Origin of the sequence: Roseobacter sp., assembly GCF_045106495.1 — a bacterium.
Classification (GTDB): Bacteria; Pseudomonadota; Alphaproteobacteria; order Rhodobacterales; family Rhodobacteraceae; genus Roseobacter.
In genome coordinates, this window is sequence record NZ_JBGCEQ010000016.1 from 56,951 (window position 1) to 78,090 (window position 21,140).

Annotated in this window: 18 protein-coding genes; 7 read left to right on the forward strand and 11 right to left on the reverse strand. The window is 55.8% G+C overall.

From position 1 onward, the window contains the following. Positions 1–38: 38 nt before the first annotated feature. The 6 genes from AB8B75_RS11830 (at position 39) to AB8B75_RS11855 (ending at position 6,630) form a co-directional block, all read left to right on the forward strand. The gene (locus AB8B75_RS11830; RefSeq protein ID WP_405362482.1) at positions 39–1,007 is read left to right on the forward strand and encodes a tripartite tricarboxylate transporter substrate binding protein; all 969 of its coding nucleotides are present in this window, start codon (positions 39–41) and stop codon (positions 1,005–1,007) included. A 60-nt stretch (positions 1,008–1,067) separates the two neighbouring features. Continuing rightward, positions 1,068–2,471: an acylating sulfoacetaldehyde dehydrogenase gene (sauS, locus tag AB8B75_RS11835; protein ID WP_405362484.1), complete on the forward strand. Its 1,404-nt coding sequence runs from the start codon at positions 1,068–1,070 to the stop codon at positions 2,469–2,471. Further along, on the forward strand, positions 2,468–3,955 hold the full coding sequence (locus tag AB8B75_RS11840) for an AMP-binding protein (protein WP_405362486.1): 1,488 nt from the start codon (positions 2,468–2,470) through the stop codon (positions 3,953–3,955). Before sauS ends, AB8B75_RS11840 begins: the two co-directional genes overlap by 4 nt. A gap of 38 nt (positions 3,956–3,993) precedes the next feature. Further along, on the forward strand, positions 3,994–4,677 hold the full coding sequence (locus AB8B75_RS11845; RefSeq protein WP_405362487.1) for a glutathione S-transferase: 684 nt from the start codon (positions 3,994–3,996) through the stop codon (positions 4,675–4,677). Positions 4,678–4,867: 190 nt separating this feature from the next. Continuing rightward, positions 4,868–5,770 carry an NAD(P)-dependent oxidoreductase gene (locus AB8B75_RS11850; RefSeq protein WP_405362488.1) on the forward strand — a complete coding sequence of 301 codons (903 nt, stop codon included), beginning with the start codon at positions 4,868–4,870 and terminating at the stop codon, positions 5,768–5,770. Then, positions 5,767–6,630 carry a sugar phosphate isomerase/epimerase family protein gene (locus AB8B75_RS11855; RefSeq protein ID WP_405362490.1) on the forward strand — a complete coding sequence of 288 codons (864 nt, stop codon included), beginning with the start codon at positions 5,767–5,769 and terminating at the stop codon, positions 6,628–6,630. The genes AB8B75_RS11850 and AB8B75_RS11855 overlap by 4 nt, the downstream gene beginning before the upstream one ends. A gap of 38 nt (positions 6,631–6,668) precedes the next feature. Here AB8B75_RS11855 and AB8B75_RS11860 read toward each other — a convergent pair whose 3' ends face one another. The 5 genes from AB8B75_RS11860 to AB8B75_RS11880 form a co-directional block, all read right to left on the reverse strand. After that, the gene (locus AB8B75_RS11860; RefSeq protein ID WP_405362492.1) at positions 6,669–7,394 is read right to left on the reverse strand and encodes an alpha/beta fold hydrolase; all 726 of its coding nucleotides are present in this window, start codon (positions 7,392–7,394) and stop codon (positions 6,669–6,671) included. Beyond that, positions 7,391–8,932: an ABC transporter permease gene (locus AB8B75_RS11865; protein WP_405362494.1), complete on the reverse strand. Its 1,542-nt coding sequence runs from the start codon at positions 8,930–8,932 to the stop codon at positions 7,391–7,393. The genes AB8B75_RS11860 and AB8B75_RS11865 overlap by 4 nt, the downstream gene beginning before the upstream one ends. Then, positions 8,929–9,984, reverse strand: coding sequence for a glycine betaine/L-proline ABC transporter ATP-binding protein (locus tag AB8B75_RS11870; RefSeq protein ID WP_405362495.1), 1,056 nt, complete (start codon positions 9,982–9,984; stop codon positions 8,929–8,931). Before AB8B75_RS11870 ends, AB8B75_RS11865 begins: the two co-directional genes overlap by 4 nt. A 96-nt stretch (positions 9,985–10,080) precedes the next feature. Next, complete coding sequence (locus AB8B75_RS11875; protein WP_405362497.1) at positions 10,081–11,046, reverse strand: glycine betaine ABC transporter substrate-binding protein; 966 nt, start codon at positions 11,044–11,046, stop codon at positions 10,081–10,083. A 28-nt stretch (positions 11,047–11,074) separates the two neighbouring features. Beyond that, complete coding sequence (locus AB8B75_RS11880; RefSeq protein WP_405362523.1) at positions 11,075–12,088, reverse strand: D-cysteine desulfhydrase; 1,014 nt, start codon at positions 12,086–12,088, stop codon at positions 11,075–11,077. A gap of 190 nt (positions 12,089–12,278) precedes the next feature. Between AB8B75_RS11880 and AB8B75_RS11885 the strand changes: the two genes are divergently transcribed. Then, positions 12,279–13,187: a LysR family transcriptional regulator gene (locus AB8B75_RS11885; protein ID WP_405362498.1), complete on the forward strand. Its 909-nt coding sequence runs from the start codon at positions 12,279–12,281 to the stop codon at positions 13,185–13,187. Positions 13,188–13,338: 151 nt separating this feature from the next. Here the strand turns inward: AB8B75_RS11885 and AB8B75_RS11890 are convergent, their stop codons facing one another. The 6 genes from AB8B75_RS11890 to urtA all read right to left on the reverse strand — a co-directional run bounded on the left by AB8B75_RS11890 (position 13,339) and on the right by urtA (position 20,902). Further along, positions 13,339–14,886: an acetolactate synthase large subunit gene (locus AB8B75_RS11890; protein WP_405362499.1), complete on the reverse strand. Its 1,548-nt coding sequence runs from the start codon at positions 14,884–14,886 to the stop codon at positions 13,339–13,341. Positions 14,887–15,013: 127 nt separating this feature from the next. Next, positions 15,014–15,709 carry an urea ABC transporter ATP-binding subunit UrtE gene (gene urtE, locus AB8B75_RS11895; RefSeq protein ID WP_405362500.1) on the reverse strand — a complete coding sequence of 232 codons (696 nt, stop codon included), beginning with the start codon at positions 15,707–15,709 and terminating at the stop codon, positions 15,014–15,016. Next, complete coding sequence (urtD, locus tag AB8B75_RS11900) at positions 15,702–16,451, reverse strand: urea ABC transporter ATP-binding protein UrtD (RefSeq protein ID WP_405362501.1); 750 nt, start codon at positions 16,449–16,451, stop codon at positions 15,702–15,704. Before urtD ends, urtE begins: the two co-directional genes overlap by 8 nt. After that, positions 16,448–17,614 carry an urea ABC transporter permease subunit UrtC gene (gene urtC, locus AB8B75_RS11905; RefSeq protein WP_405362502.1) on the reverse strand — a complete coding sequence of 389 codons (1,167 nt, stop codon included), beginning with the start codon at positions 17,612–17,614 and terminating at the stop codon, positions 16,448–16,450. The genes urtD and urtC overlap by 4 nt, the downstream gene beginning before the upstream one ends. A gap of 3 nt (positions 17,615–17,617) precedes the next feature. After that, on the reverse strand, positions 17,618–19,543 hold the full coding sequence (urtB, locus tag AB8B75_RS11910; RefSeq protein WP_405362504.1) for an urea ABC transporter permease subunit UrtB: 1,926 nt from the start codon (positions 19,541–19,543) through the stop codon (positions 17,618–17,620). A 72-nt stretch (positions 19,544–19,615) separates the two neighbouring features. Further along, complete coding sequence (gene urtA / locus AB8B75_RS11915; protein ID WP_405362505.1) at positions 19,616–20,902, reverse strand: urea ABC transporter substrate-binding protein; 1,287 nt, start codon at positions 20,900–20,902, stop codon at positions 19,616–19,618. Between the last annotated feature and the right edge of the window lie 238 nt (positions 20,903–21,140).

Below are 21,140 nucleotides of genomic sequence, written 5' to 3' on the forward strand. Positions count from 1 at the left end.
CCGCGAAGAGCGGCAGAGTAATCCTAGGGAGGAACAAGATGAAGAAACTAATCGCGTGTGCCGCTATGGCGCTGATCGGCTTGGCCCCAGTTGCCCAGGCGGACGGGCACGACACCTATCCGGAACGACCGATCATGATGATGGTGAGTTATGGCGCGGGAGGTGCCACGGATTTTCAAGCCCGTATTGTGACCATGACGGCGGGCAACGAGGATGCGCTGGGCATGCCTATCGCCATTCTCAACAAACCGGGCGCGGGGGGGCGCGTGGGCTGGAACTGGCTTGCAACTCAGGCGGATGCGGATGGCTATACATTGGGCGCATACAACATTCCGCATTTTATTGCCCAATCGATCGAAGGCGGCGTGCAATACAGTGCGGATACCTTTGAACCCATCGCTAACTGGGGTGCCGATCCAGCCGTTTTGGTAGTTGGCTCGGACAGTGCATTCAATACCTTGCAGGATGTTGTTGATTTTGCAACCGAAAACCCCGGCAAGTTAACCACATCAGGTGCAGGTCTGTTCGTGGGTCACCACATCGCCGCATTGCAAATGGAAAAGGCGGGGGGGTTCAAGCTGGCCTACATCCCGACCAAAGGCGGCGGCGCTGCGGCCATGAAGGCCGTGATCGCTGGCGATGTGCTGGCGGGGATTAACAACCTGTCAGACGCTTTCCGTGCGGCTGAAGCTGGGAATGTCAAAATCCTTGCTGTGGCGGATCTGGAACGCAACGCATTCTTGCCGGATGTGCCTACGATGATGGAAAGCGGTCTTGAAGTGGATAACGCATCGGTCAATTTTCGTGGTGTGATGGTGCCTAAGGGCACGCCACAAGGTATCATCGACAAGCTGGCCGCGACCGTGCCCACTATGTTCGAGAATACTCGGGTTGCGAGCAAGATGAAGGCGGGTGGTTCGCCGATGCACATCATGACCCGCGACGAAGTGTTGGCCATGTGGGCGGCGCGTGAAGAAACACTTACAGAATTGCTGGCCGGACTGTAACAAATGAGTCCTCACGCCTGTCACAAGGCGTGAGGGTGCATCGCGAAAGGGGGAGCGGACATGAACGCTCAGGATGATCTGACACAGGTTGATCTCGTCGTCACGCGGGCGCGCAAAGCGCAGCAGGATTACGAAAAGAATGGCTCACAGTGTCGCTATGACCGTGCCGCGCAAGCCGCCGCCTGGGCGATCATGGAACCCTCCCGAAACCGTCATCTGGCGGAACTGGCGGTGCAAACCACGGGGCTTGGAAACGTGCCCGACAAGATCACGAAAAATCATCGAAAGACATTGGGGTTGATGCGTGACATCTCCGAGGCAAAAACCTTTGGTATTATTGACGAAAACGCGCAGACCGGGATCACGGAAATTGCCCGCCCGATGGGTGTGATTGGGGCCGTTGTGCCGTCGACCAATCCTGCTGCAACACCGGCCAACAACATCATCAACGCACTGAAATGCGGCAATGCGATTGTTTTGTCCCCATCGCCCAAAGGTGTTCCGTCCTGCGAAACCCTGCTGCGCTACATTCATTCCGAATTCGACAAAATCGGTGAAAACCCTGATCTGGTTCAAATGGTGCCTGGAAAGGGCAGCAAGGAAAAAACCCAACGACTGCTGGAGATCAGCGATCTGATCGTAGTGACCGGCTCGCAGAACAACGTCAAACGGGCCTATTCATCCGGCACGCCTGCACTGGCTGTTGGGGCTGGAAATGTCACTGTGATCGTTGATGAAACCTGTGATCTCAACGCGGCCGCGCAAAAGATCACCGCGTCCAAGACCTTTGACAATGCCACATCTTGTTCGTCCGAGAACGCTTTGGTGGTAGTTGACGCGGTCTATGATGATTTCGTGCTGGCGCTTGCAGCCTCAGGGGGGGCTTTGATCAAGGATGAAGCGGGTGTCGTTGCAAAGCTTTGGCCCGATGGCCACCTCAACCGATCCGTGATCGCGCAGGATGCGGACGAGATGATCCGCGCTTTGGATCTTGAGAACCAGGTTCCTCCCGATACTGAATTTCTGGCGGTTGAAACTGAGGGGGTTGGTCCAGATCACCCATTGTCTGGAGAAAAGCTTTCCCGTGTTGCGGCGCTGTATCGCGTGCGTGATTTCGAGGGTGCCGTGCAAAAGACGGCGCAAATTCTCTCCCATCAGGGTGCCGGGCATTCGGTCGGGTTGCATTCTACCGATCCGGAGCGGGCAATTGCTCTGGGGGTTGCCCTTCCCACGTGCCGTGTGATCGTTAATCAGGCGCATTGTTTTGCAACCGGCGGGGCATTCAACAATGGGATGCCTTTCTCTCTCTCTATGGGCTGTGGATCGTGGGGTGGTAATTCAATAGACGATAACGTGCATTGGAAGCACTTTTTGCAGACCACAAAGGTTATTCGAGAAATACCGCCCGTTGAGCCCGAACTCGAAGACATCTTTGGCGACTATTGGCAGGTTGCGGGGCAATGAAGCTAACCCGGGAAGTGCCCCCGTCCGGAACTGTTCGGGACTGGATTAAGGCGCATGCTTCACTGGCTGGAGCGGCTTATGTTTTCTCGGATGGCACCCCGGCACTGGACTGGTCAGATCTACACCGCGAAGCGCACGCGATGGCCTGTGATCTGACAAGGCTGGGCGCGACAAAAGGCGACAGTATCGCGATCATGCAGCCGAACAGTCGCGAAGGTGTGCTTGCCATTTTGGGCACGCTATACGGTGGTTTTCGCGCGACCTTGATCAATCTGGCTGCGGGCAATGCGGCGATTGCCTACGCGCTGGAGCATTGTGATGCGCAAATAGCCCTTGTCCACGCGTCTCAACAGGAGGTTTTTGAACAAACGCGAACCGCTGGCTTGCAGCGTTTTGAGCTGCCAAAGTCGCGCAGTATCGTGAAATTGCACGAGGTTTCGCCCGGCGACGATGCTCTCCTGATGTACACGTCAGGCACGACCGGCCGCCCCAAAGGCGTTGTGCACACACACGCCAGTTTGCTGGCAGGCGGTTGGACAACCGCGATTGCCCATGAATTGACGGCGTCGGACCGCGCGCTTTGTGTGCTACCCATTTGCCATATCAATGGCCTTTGCGTGACGATGATGGCCCCACTGGTCTCCGGGGGATCGGTTGCCATGTGCCCTCGGTTTTCTGCTCGTCAGTTCTGGCAACAAGCGCGTGATTTGCGGGTCAGCTGGTTTTCCGTAGTCCCAACGATCATATCGCATTTGCTGCACGGTGACGCTGAGCCGGACAGTGCAACTAAGACGCGCTTACGCTTCGGCAGATCGGCCTCCGCCGCGCTGGCTCCGGATGTACAACGCGCCTTTGAACGGCGGTTTTCCGTCCCGATCATCGAGACAATGGGTTTGACCGAAACTGCGGCGCAAATTCTTTCCAACCCTCTGCCACCAGGTGTGCGCAAGATCGGCTCGCCGGGCATCGCTTTTGGCAACGAGGTGGAAATCATGGATCACAACATGGCACCTTGCCCGCCTGCGGTCGAAGGGGAGATTGCCGTACGCGGCCCGAACGTCATGGCAGGGTATCTGAAAAACTCCGAGGCGACCAAAGACACATTTGCTGGCAATTGGCTGTTAACCGGGGATCTCGGGCGCAAGGACAAGGACGGGTATCTTTTTGTAACCGGTCGATTGAAGGAATTGATTATCAAGGGCGGAGAAAACATCGCGCCGCGTGAGATCGACGAGGCGCTTTATTCGCATGCAGATGTGATTGAAGCCGCTGCTTTTGCGAGACCGTGCCAGACCTACGGAGAAAGGGTTGAAGCCGCTGTCCGGGTGCGGGAAGGTTCCGCATTAACCGATGAAAAACTGCGGGGAATCTGCGTCGAGAAACTGGGTGTTTTCAAATCTCCTGACAAGATACACTTTATGTCCGAGCTGCCCAAAGGGGCGTCAGGAAAGATTCAGCGCATGAAGCTTCTGGAAAGGATCTGATGTATTGTGAGCGGCTACGTCTCTAAGGTTCTGATGCTATGCAAGTAACTCAAAAAGACCTCCGTTCGTTGACCGCAGCACCTATTCTATATTCGTTTCGGCGGTGTCCCTACGCAATGCGCGCGCGCCTGGCACTGGCGGTTAGTGGTGTTGAGGTGGAACTACGCGAGGTTCTATTGCGCGACAAGCCTCAAGCCTTTCTGGAAGCTTCAGCCAGTGCAACCGTGCCCTGTCTGGTTGCATCAAACAGAGTGATCGACGAAAGCCTCGACATTATGATCTGGGCGCTGGATCAGCACGATCCGGAGGGTTGGCTGGACATGCCCAAGACTGGTTTTGAGTGGGTGGCGCGCGCAGATGGCCCGTTCAAGGCGGCGTTGGACCGGACGAAATATGCAACCCGCTACCCGGAATGCGACTCCGCAAAGGAACGCGACAAGGCCAGTGTGTTCCTGTCAGATCTAAACAACCAGCTTGGAGAATGGATCTTTGCAACGCCATCACTTGCGGACTATGCGATACTTCCATTTGTGCGCCAGTTCGCCTTTATCGACAAGCCTTGGTTTGATGCGCAAGACTGGCCGGATCTGCACAGGTGGCTGCAGCGTTTCCTGTCGTCGGATCGATTTTCCAGTATCATGTCGAAATATGAAACCTGGCATGTAGGCGATCCCAAAGTGTGGTTTCCGCATCGAGAATCTGGACATTCCCAGAACGATTGAGCCGAGGCTTGCAGCTCTGAGATATCTGCTGGTAGCGTGAGCTACCTAACCGGGCAGGGGGGTGTCTTTTGGACTCGTCCGACGTCAACAAGACGTGTGAAATTCCTCCAAAGTCAGCGCCCCTAGTTGCGGCGCTTTTTCGAACGCCGCGCGGAAACGTGCCCGCCGGAAACCCAAGGGAGGGAACAATATGAATTCAGTTGGTGTCATTGGTCTTGGAGACATGGGCAGCGGGTTGGCCAAAAACCTTATCAAAAAAGGGTTCCAAGTCACCGGCCGTGATCTCAAAAAAGACCGCATGCGCGCCCTTGTCGCCATGGGCGGGATTGCGGCGGGATCAACAACTGAAGTGGCCCGCATGTCTGAGGCCGTCTTTGTGATGGTGATGACCGGTGAAGAAGCCAAGAGCGTCATTCTGGGGGAAGATGGCCTGGTCGCGCATATGACCAAAGGCAGCGCGGTCATCCTGAGCGCGACAATCAAACCCCGCGAGGCGCGCGAGATTGGTGCTGCTATGGCCGGGTCGGGCGTTCATCTGATCGATACGCCGGTCTCTGGCGGATTTCCGGGCGCGCAAAACGGCACGCTGACCATGATGGCGGCGGCGCCAACTGAGGTGCTGGATCAATTTGCACCGGTTATGGAGGCCGTGTCGGCAGATATTCACCGTGTTGGCACCATGCCCGGCGAGGGTCAAACCGTGAAAGCCTGTTTGCAATCACTGATCGGCGCGCAGTTTTCAGCGACCTTCGAAGCTGCAGCGCTGGCCGCCAAAGCAGGTGTTTCCGGTCAGGTGTTATTGGATGTGTTTTCGACGTCTTCTGCAGGCTGTGGCGTGGTCAATAATGCGCTGGAAAAGATAATCGACCGACAGTTTGAAGGCACGGGAAGTCACATCAATACCATGCATAAGGATCTGACGATTTCTATGGGGCTCGGTGAAGAGCTTGGTGTGCCGCTGCACACGGCCGGATCTGCGATGCAGATTTTTCACGCAGGCCGTACCAAGTATCCCACTGGTGATAATTGGGTTTGTACGCGGGTTATCGAAGAGATCGTGGGCGCCGAGCTGCACCGCGAACCTAAATCATGAAACTCGGTGTGATCTGCGATGGTATCAGTCGTGATTTAGGCCACGCCCTTGACGTGATGGATGCATTTAGACTGGACTACGCAGAGTTGCAATTTGTCGGCGACCACGAAGTTGGCGACCATTCGCCTCATGAAATCCGGGAAATTGATGGTCTGTTACGTGACCGGGGCAAGTCTGTTTCCTGTTTGTCGCGCCACATATTTGCGGGCATGACTGTGCAAAACCGGCTCGGCGACGCTTTGCACAGAACGCACATGGACGCATTGAAACGTGTCATTGACATGGCCCATGTCGTTGGCGCGCCATTGGTGCGGATCATGACACCGAAAAAGGAGCAAATCCTCTGGGGGCGCGGTGGGGCTGAGAGGTGGAACGTAGCCCAAGGAGCCTGGGACAGTTTGTTGCCCTTGATTGCCCCAGCTATCGATCTGGCGCGCGCAGAAAGCGTGCGTTTGGTGGTTGAGACGGGCAATGGCACCATGGTCAACTCCAACTACACCGCGCGACGACTGATCGATGAGTTGGATGCGAAGGAGACATTGCAGGTGCTATGGGATCCGGCCAATAATTGCTGGTGTCATGAATTGGCCTATCCCGATGGATACGCCGAAGTGAAAGATGGCTACCTCGGACATGTTCACATCAAGGACGTTCTGGTGGACACACCGCGCGCAACCTTAGAAGTCCGCAAGATGGGGGAGGGGCAATTGGGTCCATTATTTGCAGATATTGCGAAAGCTCTGCGTGCCGACGGCTATGATGGGGTAGTGTCGTTCGAGAGTGTCTATCACCCGGGAGACGGCGATTTCGAGGCTGGCTTTCGCGATTGCATTGACACTTTCAAAAGGCTGTTTGGCTGATTATCCGGTATGACCGGTGCCCCTCATTGCAAAAATGTTCAATCGGGGCGGAGAAAGTCCGATACCAGCTTGTTGAACAGTTCCGGTTTTTCCAAATGTACGGCGTGCGCACAGCCAGGCACCGTGGCCAGTTGCGCATTTGGAATGTGCTGCCACAGGGTTTCGATCTGCGACCAAGGGTAGGTGCGATCCTGGTCCCCCCACAAGACCATCGTCTGGGGTCGCAAACCTTTCAGGTGCGCGACGCCTGACCAGTTTTGCATGGCATCCAAACCGCCGGTGAAAGCTGCCGGTGCGGTGAGTTGCGCAATCTCCGCGCAGGCTTGGTACCCAGCTGCCTCTGCACCATGCAAAAACCAGGTTGCGGCAATGCGACGAGCCGTTTCAGGTATGCCGTCTTCAACACCGCGTTGCTTGCTCTGTGCGATTGTTTCGAACCGACCAGGCAAAACCCCGACTGCCCCGGTGCTGTAAAGGATCAGCCGTCCTATACGATCAGGCACCTGATGCGCGATCTGTTGCACGATCATGCCGCCCATTGAGTGGCCGATGAGATCGAAGGATTGCACGCCCTGTGCGTCCAATTGACTGATTACCCAATCTGCGAAATCTGGAATTCGATCGAGCGCTGAGGCTGCGGCGTTCTTTCCAAAGCCCGGTAAATCAACCGTAATCACGTCGCCATCTGGCGAGATAGCTTGCTTTCGCCCGTCCCACTGCGCGCTTCCGCCCATGAAACCATGGACCAGAACCAGTGGTGTCACTTTCGCTGACCCTGTACGATACGGTCAAGGATCATCGCGCAAAAGAGGATGGCAAAACCTGCAAGAATACCTTGACCAACATTGGCATACTGCAGCGCTTCGAGCACGTCTTCGCCCAGACCTTTTGCACCGATCAGCGAGGCCACGACCACCATGGCAAGCGAAAGCATGATCGTTTGATTGATCCCGGCGCGGATCGAGGGGCTGGCCAACGGCAGGTCCACTCTTGTGAGCAGGTACCATTTATTGGCGCCGAAAGAGATGGCCGCTTCACGCACGCTCTCGGGTACGCCGCGCAGGCCCAGCACAGTGAGACGCACCACAGGCGTACCGCCGAAGATCATTGTGGTCACAACAGCAGCAGGCTTACCGGTCCCAAAAAACGCGATCACCGGGAGCATGAAAACAAAGGCTGGCATGGTTTGCATGAAATCCATGATCGGTTGGATAAAAGAATAAAAACGCGGCCTGCGCGCGCAAAACATGCCCAGCGGTATGCCGATCAGAATCGACAGGCATGCGGCCGTGCCGAGCAAGGCAAGCGTTGTCATCGCTTTTTCCCAGAATCCCAGAAGCCCCATGTAGGACAGGAAAGCGGTGGACCAGATCGCCGTGCGAACGCCAGCAGTCAGCCATGTCAGCAGCACGATCAGGCTGGCAATGACAATCCATGGAGTGCTCACAAAAACGAGCTCCAGCGCGTCGAGGATCATTCTGATGCCGTAAGTGATGAGGTCGAAGAGAGCTTCGCCGTTCGTTACGGCATAGGCAAAGAATGCCTCAACCCAAGCAATGCTGTTGAGCCGGTAGTCGGGGTTGGTGGGGAAATCGCTCAGCAGCGTGAAGCGTCCCGGCAGGCTATAGTGGAGCATTGCGGCCAGTACGATCAGAACCATGAAAACGGCGCTGAAAACAATTTGAGGGACCGGCAGGCCCGAGCGGATGGTGCGATCCGACAGCCAGTCGGAGAACCGCGCCTCCAGAGCCCAGTTGGCAACCGTGGCCTGGGCAGCCTTGCCTGCAATGAGAATGGCCAACCCGGTGAGAGCGATCCAAAGGCCCTGACCGGCCAGAACTTCGGCTTCGGCACGGATACCGCCAATGGCCGCTTGCAGTGAATCAACCGTGCGCTGATAGACATCGACTTTATCCGAGCCACTTTCTATGGCCGCTGCCAACTGTTGTTGCCTCAGTTCCAAGGTTCCTTCGATGGAGGTGATCCGTGCCCGGGCGTCGGCGGCGAGATCGCCAAACAGTCCGCGTGCAATTTGCACAAACGCCAACGCCTCGATAATCAGGAACGGCAAGGCCCAGGACCACAAACCACGTGCGCCAAACCAGATGGGTCCAAAGAGCCCAGCCATCTTGTTGTAAGTCGGAGTGAACTTAGAGCTGGCACCAATCTTGTCGAATTGCGCGATGTAATATTCCGGGTTGGTGCGCACAAAGGTCTCGATGTTCTTTTTTCGCTCCGCTGCATAGGCCCGTGCGCCTTCCGAGTCGGTGTCCTCCAGTGGGTTTCGTGCGTCGTCTTTCATGACATTTCCGTCCCTTCGACAACTGTGCGCAGGATGTCCGCGCGTGAAATGACGCCGACATCCTGGCCCTGATCCTCGACCAGAATGGGGCTCTCATGCTCAATCGCAAGGTTTATGAGAGTGCTGAGTGTTTCGTCTTCGTTGACGCGTGGTGCATCTGCGACAATCGGGCCGCTCTGTTGAAGGAAGGCTTCTAAGTTTTGCATCACCGCATGGGCGCGCACAACCTTGAGCCGTGAGATCCCCGCGACAAAATCCGACACATAGTCATCTGCCGGGTTCATCACAATTTGTTCAGCCGTGCCGGTTTGAACCAATTTGCCGTCGCGCATGATGGCGATGCGGTCTCCGATGCGCACGGCTTCATCCAGATCGTGGGTGATGAAAATCGTAGTCTTTTTGAGGATCTTCGACAGGCGGATGAATTCATCCTGCAATTGCCGCCGGATCAGAGGGTCGAGCGCGCTGAAAGGTTCGTCCATCAACAAGACATCCGGGTTGGCGGCAAGAGCGCGTGCCAACCCCACGCGTTGTTGCATGCCGCCGGAAAGTTCGTGGGCGAACTTGGCACCCCAGGCCCCGAGCTCGACAATATCGAGGATCGCGGCGGCTTGCCGCATCCGTTCGTTCTTGCTGATCTGTCGGATTTCCAATGGCATTGCCACGTTATCGAGAACGGATCGGTGTGGCATCAAGGCAAAGTTCTGAAACACCATGCCGATCTTGCGGTTTCGAAACTTTTGCAGATCGAGTGGCGAGAGCCCCATCACGTCGATGCCTTCGATCAAGATCTTACCTGCAGTGGGTTCCAGCAACCGATTGAAATGGCGCACCAAAGTGGATTTACCGCTGCCCGAGAGGCCCATGATGCAAAAGATTTCGCCCCGATTGACCGACAGGCTAACGTCAGCAACGCCGACTACGGCATTATGTTTTGCCAGCACTTGTGCCTTGTCCAGGCCATGTTCATGTATATCGCGCAAAGCGACTTCGGGCTGCGCGCCAAATATCTTCCAGACGTTAGAAATTTCTACAACGGTGTCATCGCTCATGCCGAACAATCCCTTGGCCGTGGAAATTGGGTGTATTGGGTCGCGACCGGGATTCGTTGGGTGAAATCCCGGTCGCTCAGGTGGGCGGGTGGGGGGTTAGAGGCCCAGCCAGCCGTCAACACGGTCAGGGTTTGCATCAACCCATTCACGTGCAACCTCGGCAGGGTCGCGGCCATTGCCACTGATCTCAAAGGCAAAGTTGCTCACGTCGTCTGCTGTTAGAGAAAACCTTTCGAAAAACTCCGCAATGGCGGGCGCGCGCTCGGGCAGGGAGTTTGACCAGGCGATTTGCACTTCCTTGAGCGCATCCTTGGTCGCGACACTGGATTTTTCATACCAATCGGCGTCATCCGAGGGCTGGATCATCACGTATTTGGCGGGGTCAAACACTGGTTCGCTGAGCATTTCCACATCGAATTGGTACCAAATGGCGTGTGGTTTGTAGCAGTAGAACGCGTAGCCTTCGCCCTTGGCAATGGAATCCTTGACGCGGGCCGTTTTCACGCTTTCCTCCGCACGTACCGGCTCCACAAAATCGAGCAGACCGTAGTCCCGCACTTTCACTTCATTGACATTGGCCGATGCCCACCCCGGCGCACCGATCCACATCTCACCTTTGCCATTGCCGTCACTGTCCATCAGCGCCGCCACGTCGGGGCGGCCTAGATCGGCAATGTCCGTGATGCTGTTGGCTTTGGCAAAATCCTGCGAAACGCAAAAGCCCTGATTGCCCTCGTAAGGGTTCGAAGAAAGGGTGACGCTTCCCGCTTCGTCTACATATTTTTTGGTGAAGCTTTCCTGATTAGGCAGCCAGACGTCAGGGTGCACATCAATGTCGCCTTTCCCCTGATCCATGGCCTGGAAGATCGTGGCATTGTTGCCGGGCACCAATTCCGCGGTGCCGCCGATGCGCATTTCAACGACGGCGGCGAGCAGATGCGCAATGGCTTGCGCGCCGGTCCAGGATGGCACGCCGATTTTAACTTCTTCCGCCGCAAAGGCCGGTGCGGTGAACAAACCAATCGCCGTGGTCGCTGAGATGATCGTCTTTCTGAGTGACATGATGTGTCTCCTTATTGGTAGTCGTTTTTTATTCTGTATAGCCGGGCAAATCGAAGGTATCGGGATACCCGAAAAGCGCAGCACTGCCGCCAGTGTGCAGAAAAACAACGTTTTCCATATGTCCAAAATACCCGTTACCAACAAGATTTATGAGTCCATCCAGGCCCTTGCCGGAATAGACCGGATCGAACAAAAGACCCTCTGTTCTGGCAAGCAGTTTCACCGCAGTTTTCATGCCGTCGGTGGGCATGCCGTAGCCGGGGCCGACATAGTCACAATTTGCCCGAACCTGGTGCCTGTCAATTCGGAGACCGGTTCCCAAATAGTCGGCTGTGCGCTGAGCAAGGTCATAGACCATATGCTCCTGTTTTTCTTGAGGCGCGCGCACGCCAATGCCAAGCAGATGCATGTCACTTCGGATGGCTGCAAGACCTGCGACCAACCCTGCCTGGGTGCCGGAACTGCCTGTGGCATGAACCAACGCGTCGATCTTGAGACCGACATGTGCAGCCTGTTCCGCGAGTTCGCGGGCACAGTTAACATATCCCAAAGCGCCAATAGGATTGGACCCGCCGCCTGGTATGATGTACGGGCTTCGCCCGGCCAACAGCAGTGTTTCCGCAAGCATTTCCATCTCAGCATTCATGTCGGTGCCGTCACCGCGTTTTGAAACGGTGGCACCGTGCAGACGGTCCATAAGAACGTTGCCGTTAAAAGTGTAGCTGGAGTCCGTCGACCCTGTGCGGTCTTCAAGAAGAATGTGGCAAGCCATCCCCAGTTTCGCCGCCGCTGCTGCCGTTTGGCGCGCATGATTGGATTGGGTCGCGCCTTGCGTGATGATGGTGTCCGCCCCTTGCGCTTGCGCATCCGCCATCAGGTATTCGAGCTTGCGTGTCTTGTTGCCCCCCGATGAAAGACCCGTGCAATCGTCGCGTTTCACCCAAAAGCGTGGACCGCCAAGCGCCTCACTCAAGCGATCCATCGGTTCCAGTGGCGTTGGGAGATGTCCAAGGCGGACACGTGGAAACTTGGCCAGAGTGATCGAGAGATCCTTGCAGAGACGGGTGGTCACATCCGCATTCTGACTGTCATTCGCGTCGGACAGCGTGTTGTTTTCAGTCACTGGGCGATGTCCTTTACGTAAGTTAGCCAAACAATGCCAAATACTGTTTGATTAAAATAATGCTTTGTTGTCGGGCTGCTCATACTTATAGTATGGCTGGAGGTGCGCAATGGATCTGAAGTGGCTAGACGACGTGTTGATCCTTCTTGAAGAGGGCAATATGACCCGCGCCGCAGCCCGGCGTAACATTACACAGCCCGCATTTTCGCGACGCATCCGCAGTTTTGAAAGGTGGTTGGGCACAGATGTCCTGCACCGAGGGGCCAATTCGGTGGAGATCAGTTCGGCTCTGCGCGCGAACGAACCGGAATTGCGGGCACTGAACAACCGCATCCGCGACTTGCGGGGCAAAATTACACATTTCGATCCCGCGAACTCCACGATTTCTCTTGCTGCGCAGCATGCACCGGTCTTTTCGACGTTTCCTGACATGGCCGTTTATGCCAAATTGCGTTTTCCCGGCTTAAAGTTCCGGTTGCGGCCCGGTAACCTACGCGATTGCGTCACGATGTTTCTGCGTGGCGATGCCAGCATATTGCTATGCTACGAATCTGAGACTGCTGGTCCCCTATCCTTTGGGGACAACATTCTTCGCGTGCTGTGGGGGAATGACCTTCTGGTGCCGGTCGTGGGTGGTGGCCTGCGGTTTTCGGTGCGGGAAGACGGGACTTTGCCACGAGACGCACCTGCAATAGTCTATCCTGAAGACAGCTACTTCGGCGAAGTGCTCATTGCCTCAGAGCGGGCTTTCGCAACGCGGGTCTATTCCGAAAATCCCTTTTGCGAGACCGCGCTTTCCAGCGGAATAAAAGAATTGGTATTGGCCGGAACGGGAGTGGGTTGGCTCCCCTATTCAATGGTGCACAGGGAAATCGAGTGTGGTGATCTGATTTCGCTGGCGCATGAATTGGGACAAGAGCAACTTAAAATTGCTCTCTATGCCGATATCGAAGACGAAGTAGCAATGTCGCTGCTCGACATCTGGAACGCTGAGGCCCGGCTGGCGCTCAAAGAGTGAGATGCTTTTGCGGTTTTCAAAATTGGCCAGCCAACGGGAAAGTTTTATCATGAGATTCTTGGCATTACCCGTTTCGACAGAGTTGCGCGCGTAGCGCTCTCTATCGTCGAAATGTTCGATGCAATTCTGGCTAAACCGCTTAGGCGAAGTACTAGGTGCAATGCACCTCAATCAATGCAGGTCCGTCGCTTGTCAAACTTGCCCGCAATTCACGCGCAAAACCTTCAGCGCCATGCGTGCGTGTCGCAGGCACACCATGCCCTTTTGCCAATGACACCCAATCCAGCACCGGGTTTTCCACATCAAACATCGCTTGAGCGTTTCGTCCGACCTCAGTGACGCCGACATTGGTCAGCTCGTTTCGCAGGATCTGATACCCTCTGTTTGCAAATACAATTACCGTGATATCAAGGCTTTCCCGGGCCATCGTCCATAGCGATTGCAGGGTGTACATTGCTGACCCGTCCCCAGTCAGCGCGATCACTTTCCGGTCCGGGCAAGCGATCGCGGCACCTGTCGCCTCGGGGAGGCACAAGCCAATTGCACCGCCTGTCCCGCTGAGCAGGTCATGGGGGCGCGCGGTTGCGGTGGGCGGCATGACTTTGAAACCGGACGTGACGGATTCATTGCACACAATCGCGTTTTCAGGGATCAAGTTAGCCAGCGTCTGTCCAACCTTTTCGAGTGTCAGAGCACCTGTGGGCAGGTCAGGCAGGGCCAGCGTATAGGTGGCTGGCTGCGCTGCCTGCGTAACGCCCGTGGCATCCGCCAGGGCCTGTAGCGTCCAGCCGATATCCATCGTCGGGTTGCAAAGCTCGGCTATGGTGCAATCCGCGGGTTCCGGCACGCTTGGCTTGCCCGGGTAAGCAAAGAAGGCGACGGGACGGTCGCACCCGACCAATGTGATCGACGCGGTGCCCAACAGTTGTTCGATCTTGGGGTCAACCGGATAGAGCAGTTGGTCCAACTTGATTGCGCCTGCCCCTTTGGCAATCCGTGGGATCAATGTATCCACGATCAACCGGCAGCCGGTTTTCGCAGCAATTCGGCCGGCAAGCTCCAGCTGATCGCCGAAAAGGGCTGTGCCACCGATCAACAGAGCGGCATTTGCCGTATCAAGACGTGCGGCAGCAGCTTCAATTTCGCTGTTTGAGGGCCGGGCCATTGCACGGGGTGGCAAGCTTTTTGCAGGACCCGTCGCTGGATCCCATGCTGTGTTAGCAGGAAGTACAAGCGTCGCGATCCGCCCGTTTTCGGCGCGGGCGGCACGTATTGCCTCGGCACCGTCCTGTGCCACGCTTTCGGCGTCGGGTGAGAGACGGGTCCAATGGCTGACGGCTTGACTGATTCCGATGATGTCGCCCTTGAGCGGGCTTTCATATCTCAGGTGGTGTGTCGCATGATCACCCACCACGTTGAGAACGCCGGAACCGGCCTTGCGGGCGTTGTGTAGGTTTGCAAAGGCGTTTCCAAACCCCGGTGCAAGGTGCAAAAGTGTTCCGGCAATGTCGCGTTTCATGCGGAAATACCCATCAGCAGCGCCGGATGTGCCCCCTTCAAACAGGCACAAGACACAATTCATCTCTGGGTGAGTGTCGAGAGCAGCAACGAAATGCATCTCTGAAGTGCCCGGGTTTGCAAAGACCGTATCAATGCCATTTTGCAAAAGCGTCTTAACGAGAGATTCCGCACCGTTCATGTAAAGCCCCTGATTGCTTGATGTCGGCGCACCCTAGGGAAGTTTACGCTACCGTGTAAGCAATTTTCTCCGAACCTGAACGTGAAAGCCAAACTTTTAGGGTCGTCGTTGAACCTTGGTCAAAAGATCACAGCGCCAGATCCTGGATCAATGCGTCTTTGGTGTAATCGGATTTCGCGCTTTCGCGTTTTATCCGGCCGCGCTCGAGAATGATGAACCTGTCGCCGAGCGCATAGGCAAAGTCGGCATTTTGCTCAACGAGCACAATTGCCATTTCGGCTTCGGCCCGCAGTTTGCGCAGCGCGTCGCCGATCTGTTCGATCACATTGGGTTGAATGCCTTCGGTCGGTTCATCCAGCAGCAAAACCTTGGGTTTCATGATCAGCGCGCGGGCGATGGCCAGTTGTTGTTGTTGGCCTCCAGACAGATCGCCACCGCGTCGCGATTTCATGTCGCGCAGTACGGGGAAGAGTTCGAAAACTGTGTCTGGTACGCCGTGGTCGCTTTTGGGCAGGCAGGCAAAACCTGTCTCGAGGTTTTCCAGCACAGTCATCATGGGAAAGACCTCACGGCCTTGCGGCACATAGGCAATTCCGGCGCGTGCGGCGATCACCGCGGCAATCCTGCGCCAGGATTGATCGCCCACAGATATCTCGCCATTTGTGGCGGCTTGACGCCCTGCAATGGCCTTGAGAAGGCTGGTTTTGCCGACCCCGTTGTTGCCCATCAGCGCGGTTATTTCACCACGCGCCGCTTGCAACGAAATGTCATATAGGATCTGGCTTTGGCCGTAGTGTAGGTCGAGGTGGTCAACTTTAAGCATGACCACGCCCCAAGTATACATCGATGACTGTTTGGTTTGACGTCACATGGTCCAGACTGCCTTCGGCGAGAACGGAGCCTTCATGCAACACAGTTACCTTGCAGTCCAGGCGACGCACAAACTCCATATCATGTTCCACAACAACCACCGCGCGTGTCTTGGCGGCGCGTTTCAGAATGTCGGTGGTTTTTTCGCGCTCTTCAACGGTCATGCCGGCGGCGGGTTCGTCCACCAGAAGCAAGCGCGGGTCCTGTGCCAACAGCATTCCGATCTCAAGCCATTGCTTCTGGCCATGGCTAAGTTCTCCAGCAACGCGGGTAAGGCTGTCGATCAATCCGATCTCCGTCGCAATTTCTTCGATGCGGGCGGCGTTCTCGGCGGTTTTCTTGTGCATTAGCACGGCGAACGGGCCGCGTGGCGTTTTCAGCGCCATGGCCAGGTTTTGTCTGACAGTCTGGGCTTCGAACACGGTTGGTTTTTGGAATTTTCGCCCAATGCCTTCCATTGCAATATCACTTTCGGACATCCCCAGAAGAGAGATATTGCGCTCACCCCAAATTACATGGCCTTCATCCGGTTTTGTTTTGCCGGTGACAATATCCATGAAAGTGGTTTTTCCTGCGCCGTTGGGCCCAATAATGGCGCGCAATTCGGTTTCAGCGAACTGGATGGACAGGCTGTTTATCGCGCGGAACCCGTCAAAAGTGACCGTGACGCCGTCAACTTCCAGAAGCGTGGTCATGAGGGTTTTCTCACAACGTAATCAAAAAGCCCGCCAATGCCCTTTGGGAAAAACAGCGTGACAGCAACGAACGATAGGCCCAGCAAGACGAGCCACCAGTCTGTCCACTGAATGGTATAGAAGCCCAGGTCGATGTCGGGAGCGCCACCGCCAGTAAACCAACTTGAAAGCAAGGAGACGAAAGCGGCCCCGATGACCGCGCCATAGAGCCTTCCGCGCCCTCCTATGGCCACCCAGACCGCGAGGTAGATGGAGGTGATGGGCGCAATTTCACCAGGATTGATGATGCCCGCCTGCGGGTAGTAAAGCGCGCCTGCGATGCCAGAAATGATCGCCGTGATGGTAAAGATGAAGAGCTTGTAGCTCTCCACATGGTAGCCGAGGAATCGCACACGGGCCTCATTGTCGCGAATTCCTTTGATAACGCTGCCCATCTTGCCGGAAATCACCCAGGCGAAAAACACATACCCCAAGGCCAGTGCCAGAGCAGAAACCAGAAAGAAGACGATGGAAATAGTGGCCTGCGGCGTGGTCTCAAAACCGGGGATGTTCTGCAGCCCGGAAAGGCCATTGTTGCCGCGCAAGCCACTGTCGTTCTGGAAAAGATAAAGCGCCAGAGCCAGCGTCATGGCTTGGGTCAGGATCGACAAGTAGACACCGGTGACACGCGACCGAAAGGCCAGCCAGCCAAAGACAAGTGCCAGCAAACCGGGGATCAACACGACCATCAGCAATTGCAGGAACAATGTATCTGAAAAGGCCCAGATCCAGGGGAACTCGGAGCTGCCGACCACGCCAAAGATCTGATTGCCGATCGCATCGGAAATTTCCTGTGGGGTGGGCGGGATCACCTGACCCGACAGGCTTTCCAGCACAATGCCTTCGGTGCGCGCATACATCAGCCACATGCCAACCGCGTATCCACCAATTCCGAAGAAGGCGAAATGCCCCAGCGACAGGATCCCGCAATAGCCCCAGACCACGTCCATAGCGATGGCGATCAGGCACAAGCAGAGAGTTTTACCCAGCGTTTTAACAAAGGAAGTGGAGATGAGACCCACGCCTGTCGCCTCTGACATGACAGTGACAACAAGGGTGAAAAGTCCAAGGGCGGCGAGAAACCACAGGACCGAAGGGTTTTGTGCGATGAAGGTGTTTTTCATGGATCAGTCCGCCGCCGCCCGACCCTTGGGCGCAACAATGCCTTTGGGACGGAATTGGATGAAGAGGATGATGAACAGGATCATATAGGTCTGTGCGGCCAGCGTATTGGACGGGTTCAACCATTCGATGCCTTTCTGTAAAAAGCCGATCATCGAAGCGCCCGCAAGAGTGCCCCAGACATTGCCGACGCCGCCCACCACCACGGTCATGAAACTCTGAACGATGTATTCCGAGCCCATCTCTGACGTGACCTTCGCATAGAGCCCGATTGCAACACCGGCGATGCCGGCGATGCCTGAGCCGAGCCCGAAGGTCAGCATGTTGATGCGGTCTGGGTTGATCCCCATGGATGCTGCCATACCAGGGTTCTGCGTCACAGCGCGTACTTCAAGGCCCAGCCGCGTGCGCTTCAGCACAAAGACAATCAGCGTCAGGAAAATTAACGCCAGGACAAAGATGGCGATCCTGATGTAGCTGACCTGGATCACATCGGAGAAAACCCAAGCGCCATCCAACCAATCCGGTGAGGTCAGTGGCCGCGCTTGTGTGCCGAAAATGTTTTTTGCCAGTTGTTGAAGGGCCACTGAAATTCCAAAGGTTGCCAGCAGAGTTTCCAGCGGGCGGTGGTAGAGATGGCGGATCACCAGCCGTTCCATTGCAACACCGGCGCCAAATGTGACAGCGAAAGCCAACGGCAGGGCGACAAGGATGGATATGGTGTAATCCGGGATGAAGAGTTGCACCACATAACCGGTGTAAGCACCCATCATGATAAACTCGCCATGCGCCATGTTAATGACGCCCATTACGCCGAACGTTATGGCCAGTCCGATGGCAGCCAGAAAGTAGATCGACGCAAGTGACAGCCCATCCAATGCCAAATCAACGGTTTGTGCCACGCCGACGCGCTGTTCGACAGAGGCAAGAGCGGTTTGCGCCGCGTCGGTAATCGTGGGGTCGTCTTCTGCGTAGAGCTCGTAAAATACATGCAGTGACAATGCCGTGTCCCGCGTCGCCGCAGTGACCAGCGGCGGGACAATGCCATCGCTCGACAATTGCGCATAAGCCCTCTCGCGGGATGCATTACTTGAGAGTTGCACCAAAGGGATGCCGCCCACCAGACCATCCTGGATGTTGTCCTCTAAAGCGGCACGAATGACAGAGGGCGGCGTGAGTTGGGGAGCTAACTGCGCTTCGACCAATAGGTCATAAAAAGCATCCGGTGCTTGGCCTGGGTCAAGTATGCGGGCAATGTTTCCTTCCGGTGTGGTGGTGGCGACGCCGGGCGTGGCGGTCAATATCTGGTTCAAAACGCTGCGCGCTTCAACGCTGGTATCCTCAGATAGGCTTTCTATGGCCGCAATGCGCGCTTCGGGTGTTTCGCCAAAACGCGCTGTCAGAAAATTGGCAAGTTGGGTTTTGCGGGCTTTGAGGGCGGCATCTGGTTCGCCGTCGATTGACGCGAGCAGCGGCGCAAGCTGCGATGCATCAGGGCGCCGGGCGATGGAGACGACGGCAGTTTCGCGGCGGTTCAGATCAGGATCTTCGAGTTGAAACTGCACCAATGCGGTACCTATGACGCGGCGTACGCCGCCATTGGGTTTTAGGTTGGTGAAACCGGATTTCGCGGCAGTGGTCTGATCACCTGTGTCGATGTCCCTGAGTGAGAGTTCATCGCCCTGCGCCGTGGCAATGAAGAAAACGCCGTCGTCGCGTTTCCAGACATTGCGTGCCGCCCATTCTTCTAGAAATTCGGTGACTTGCGGTAAACCCGAAGCGCTTAGGTCTTCGAGCAACGCGCCAACGCTTTTACGTGATGGCTTAGAGACCTCATCGGCGTGGATCTGCAGGATCTGCTGCATCTCCTGCGCGGGGGCGGAAAGGGCGCTGCCAAAACACAAGGCAATGGCGAGGAAGAGGCGGCGCATAAATCAGGGCTTTCGGTGGGGTTTTGGTCGTTTGCGGGGCCGTCAGCAACCAGACGGCCCCGCAGATTGCGATCAGTAGTTAGAAGTCAACTGAACGCAGGTTTTTGTTTCTGTGTTGTACATCCCGCAGCCCAGATCTTTCCAGTCCGAAGTCAGGACTTTGGACGCTGGCAAGAAGTCGGTCCATGCATCGCCCGGCACTTCTTTGGTCTGAGAGATGATGTCAAATTGACCGTCTGCAGTGATCTCGCCAATCAGAACCGGTTTGGCCAGATGGTGGTTTGGCAACATAACGGCCGTGCCGCCTGTCAGATTTGGGAATTCCTGACCATACATTGCCGAGCGAACCGCATCGACATCAGTTGTACCCGCTTCAGTTGCGGCGTTGACCCACATGTTGAAGCCGATGTAATGCGCTTCCATCGGATCGTTGGTCACGCGCTCTTCGCCGGCAAATTCCTTCCAGGCGGAAATGAACTCTGCATTGACGTCTGTTTCAGCCGATTGGAAGTAGTTCCAGGCTGCAAGGTGACCGACCAGGTTGGACGTGTCCAAACCTGACAGTTCCTCTTCGCCGACCGAGAAGGCAACCACTGGGATGTCATCAGCCGAAACGCCTGCGGCAGCCAGCTCTTTGTAGAAACCGATGTTGGCGTCTCCGTTGATTGTGGAAATAACGCCGACCTGCTTGCCGTCTTCGCCCAGAGCGACAACATCGGCAACAATTGTTGCCCAGTCAGAATGCCCAAACGGTGTGTAGTTGACGAAAATATCGCCTTCTGCGATGCCGTTGTCTTTGAGGTACTGCTCAAGGATATTGTTTGTGGTGCGCGGGTACACGTAATCCGTGCCCAACAGCGCAAATTTTTCGACGCCCAGTTCTTCAAGGAAATAGTCCACCGCAGGGATCGCCTGCTGGTTGGGCGCGGCACCTGTGTAAAATACGTTTTTGGAGCTTTCTTCGCCCTCATATTGAACTGGGTAGAAAAGCAAGCCGTTCAATTCTTCGATGACTGGAAGTACTGATTTGCGGCTGACGCTCGTCCAGTTTCCAAAGATGACATCCACTTCATGAACAGTCAGAAGTTCGCGTGCTTTTTCGGCAAACAGCGGCCAATCAGAAGCAGGGTCGACCACAACTGCTTCTATCTCACAGCCCAAAACACCACCGGCGGCATTTTGTTTTTCAATGAGCATCAGCATTGTGTCTTTGAGAGTTGTTTCCGAGATCGCCATCGTTCCAGAAAGCGAATGCAGTACACCGACCTTGATCGGTGCTTCGCATTCCGCCAAAGCCATCGCAGAAGTGCCCATTAGGGCTGCGGCAGTCAGTGCGGTAAGTTTCAGCTTGTTAGCCATAAATATCTAGTCCCTGTTGTCGCTGCGGATCGGTCAGGAGCCGCCGGCAGCGCTTCCCTCAACGGCCCAACCGTTATAGTCAGGAACCGCAGCAGTGATGTTGTGGTCGCGAGGCGGGAAATATCTGTCAGGATGGCCCGCCGCGCGGCGTTCTTGCCCCAAGAGGCATCGCCACTTCGACGCAAGACCCGGCAATTTTCCAGAGGGCGCATTTCAAACCTGCTTGAATTACTGCCAC

What these genes read in the sequence shown, in the direction of transcription:
- AB8B75_RS11830 (WP_405362482.1), top strand. Translation starts at nt 39, where the DNA reads ATGAAGAAACTAATCGCGTGTGCCGCTATGGCGCTGATCGGCTTGGCC.
- sauS (WP_405362484.1), top strand. Translation starts at nt 1,068, where the DNA reads ATGAACGCTCAGGATGATCTGACACAGGTTGATCTCGTCGTCACGCGG.
- AB8B75_RS11840 (WP_405362486.1), top strand. Translation starts at nt 2,468, where the DNA reads ATGAAGCTAACCCGGGAAGTGCCCCCGTCCGGAACTGTTCGGGACTGG.
- AB8B75_RS11845 (WP_405362487.1), top strand. Translation starts at nt 3,994, where the DNA reads ATGCAAGTAACTCAAAAAGACCTCCGTTCGTTGACCGCAGCACCTATT.
- AB8B75_RS11850 (WP_405362488.1), top strand. Translation starts at nt 4,868, where the DNA reads ATGAATTCAGTTGGTGTCATTGGTCTTGGAGACATGGGCAGCGGGTTG.
- AB8B75_RS11855 (WP_405362490.1), top strand. Translation starts at nt 5,767, where the DNA reads ATGAAACTCGGTGTGATCTGCGATGGTATCAGTCGTGATTTAGGCCAC.
- AB8B75_RS11865 (WP_405362494.1), bottom strand. Translation starts at nt 8,932, where the DNA reads ATGAAAGACGACGCACGAAACCCACTGGAGGACACCGACTCGGAAGGC.
- AB8B75_RS11870 (WP_405362495.1), bottom strand. Translation starts at nt 9,984, where the DNA reads ATGAGCGATGACACCGTTGTAGAAATTTCTAACGTCTGGAAGATATTT.
- AB8B75_RS11875 (WP_405362497.1), bottom strand. Translation starts at nt 11,046, where the DNA reads ATGTCACTCAGAAAGACGATCATCTCAGCGACCACGGCGATTGGTTTG.
- AB8B75_RS11885 (WP_405362498.1), top strand. Translation starts at nt 12,279, where the DNA reads ATGGATCTGAAGTGGCTAGACGACGTGTTGATCCTTCTTGAAGAGGGC.
- AB8B75_RS11890 (WP_405362499.1), bottom strand. Translation starts at nt 14,886, where the DNA reads ATGAACGGTGCGGAATCTCTCGTTAAGACGCTTTTGCAAAATGGCATT.
- urtE (WP_405362500.1), bottom strand. Translation starts at nt 15,709, where the DNA reads ATGCTTAAAGTTGACCACCTCGACCTACACTACGGCCAAAGCCAGATC.
- urtD (WP_405362501.1), bottom strand. Translation starts at nt 16,451, where the DNA reads ATGACCACGCTTCTGGAAGTTGACGGCGTCACGGTCACTTTTGACGGG.
- urtC (WP_405362502.1), bottom strand. Translation starts at nt 17,614, where the DNA reads ATGAAAAACACCTTCATCGCACAAAACCCTTCGGTCCTGTGGTTTCTC.
- urtB (WP_405362504.1), bottom strand. Translation starts at nt 19,543, where the DNA reads ATGCGCCGCCTCTTCCTCGCCATTGCCTTGTGTTTTGGCAGCGCCCTT.
- urtA (WP_405362505.1), bottom strand. Translation starts at nt 20,902, where the DNA reads ATGGCTAACAAGCTGAAACTTACCGCACTGACTGCCGCAGCCCTAATG.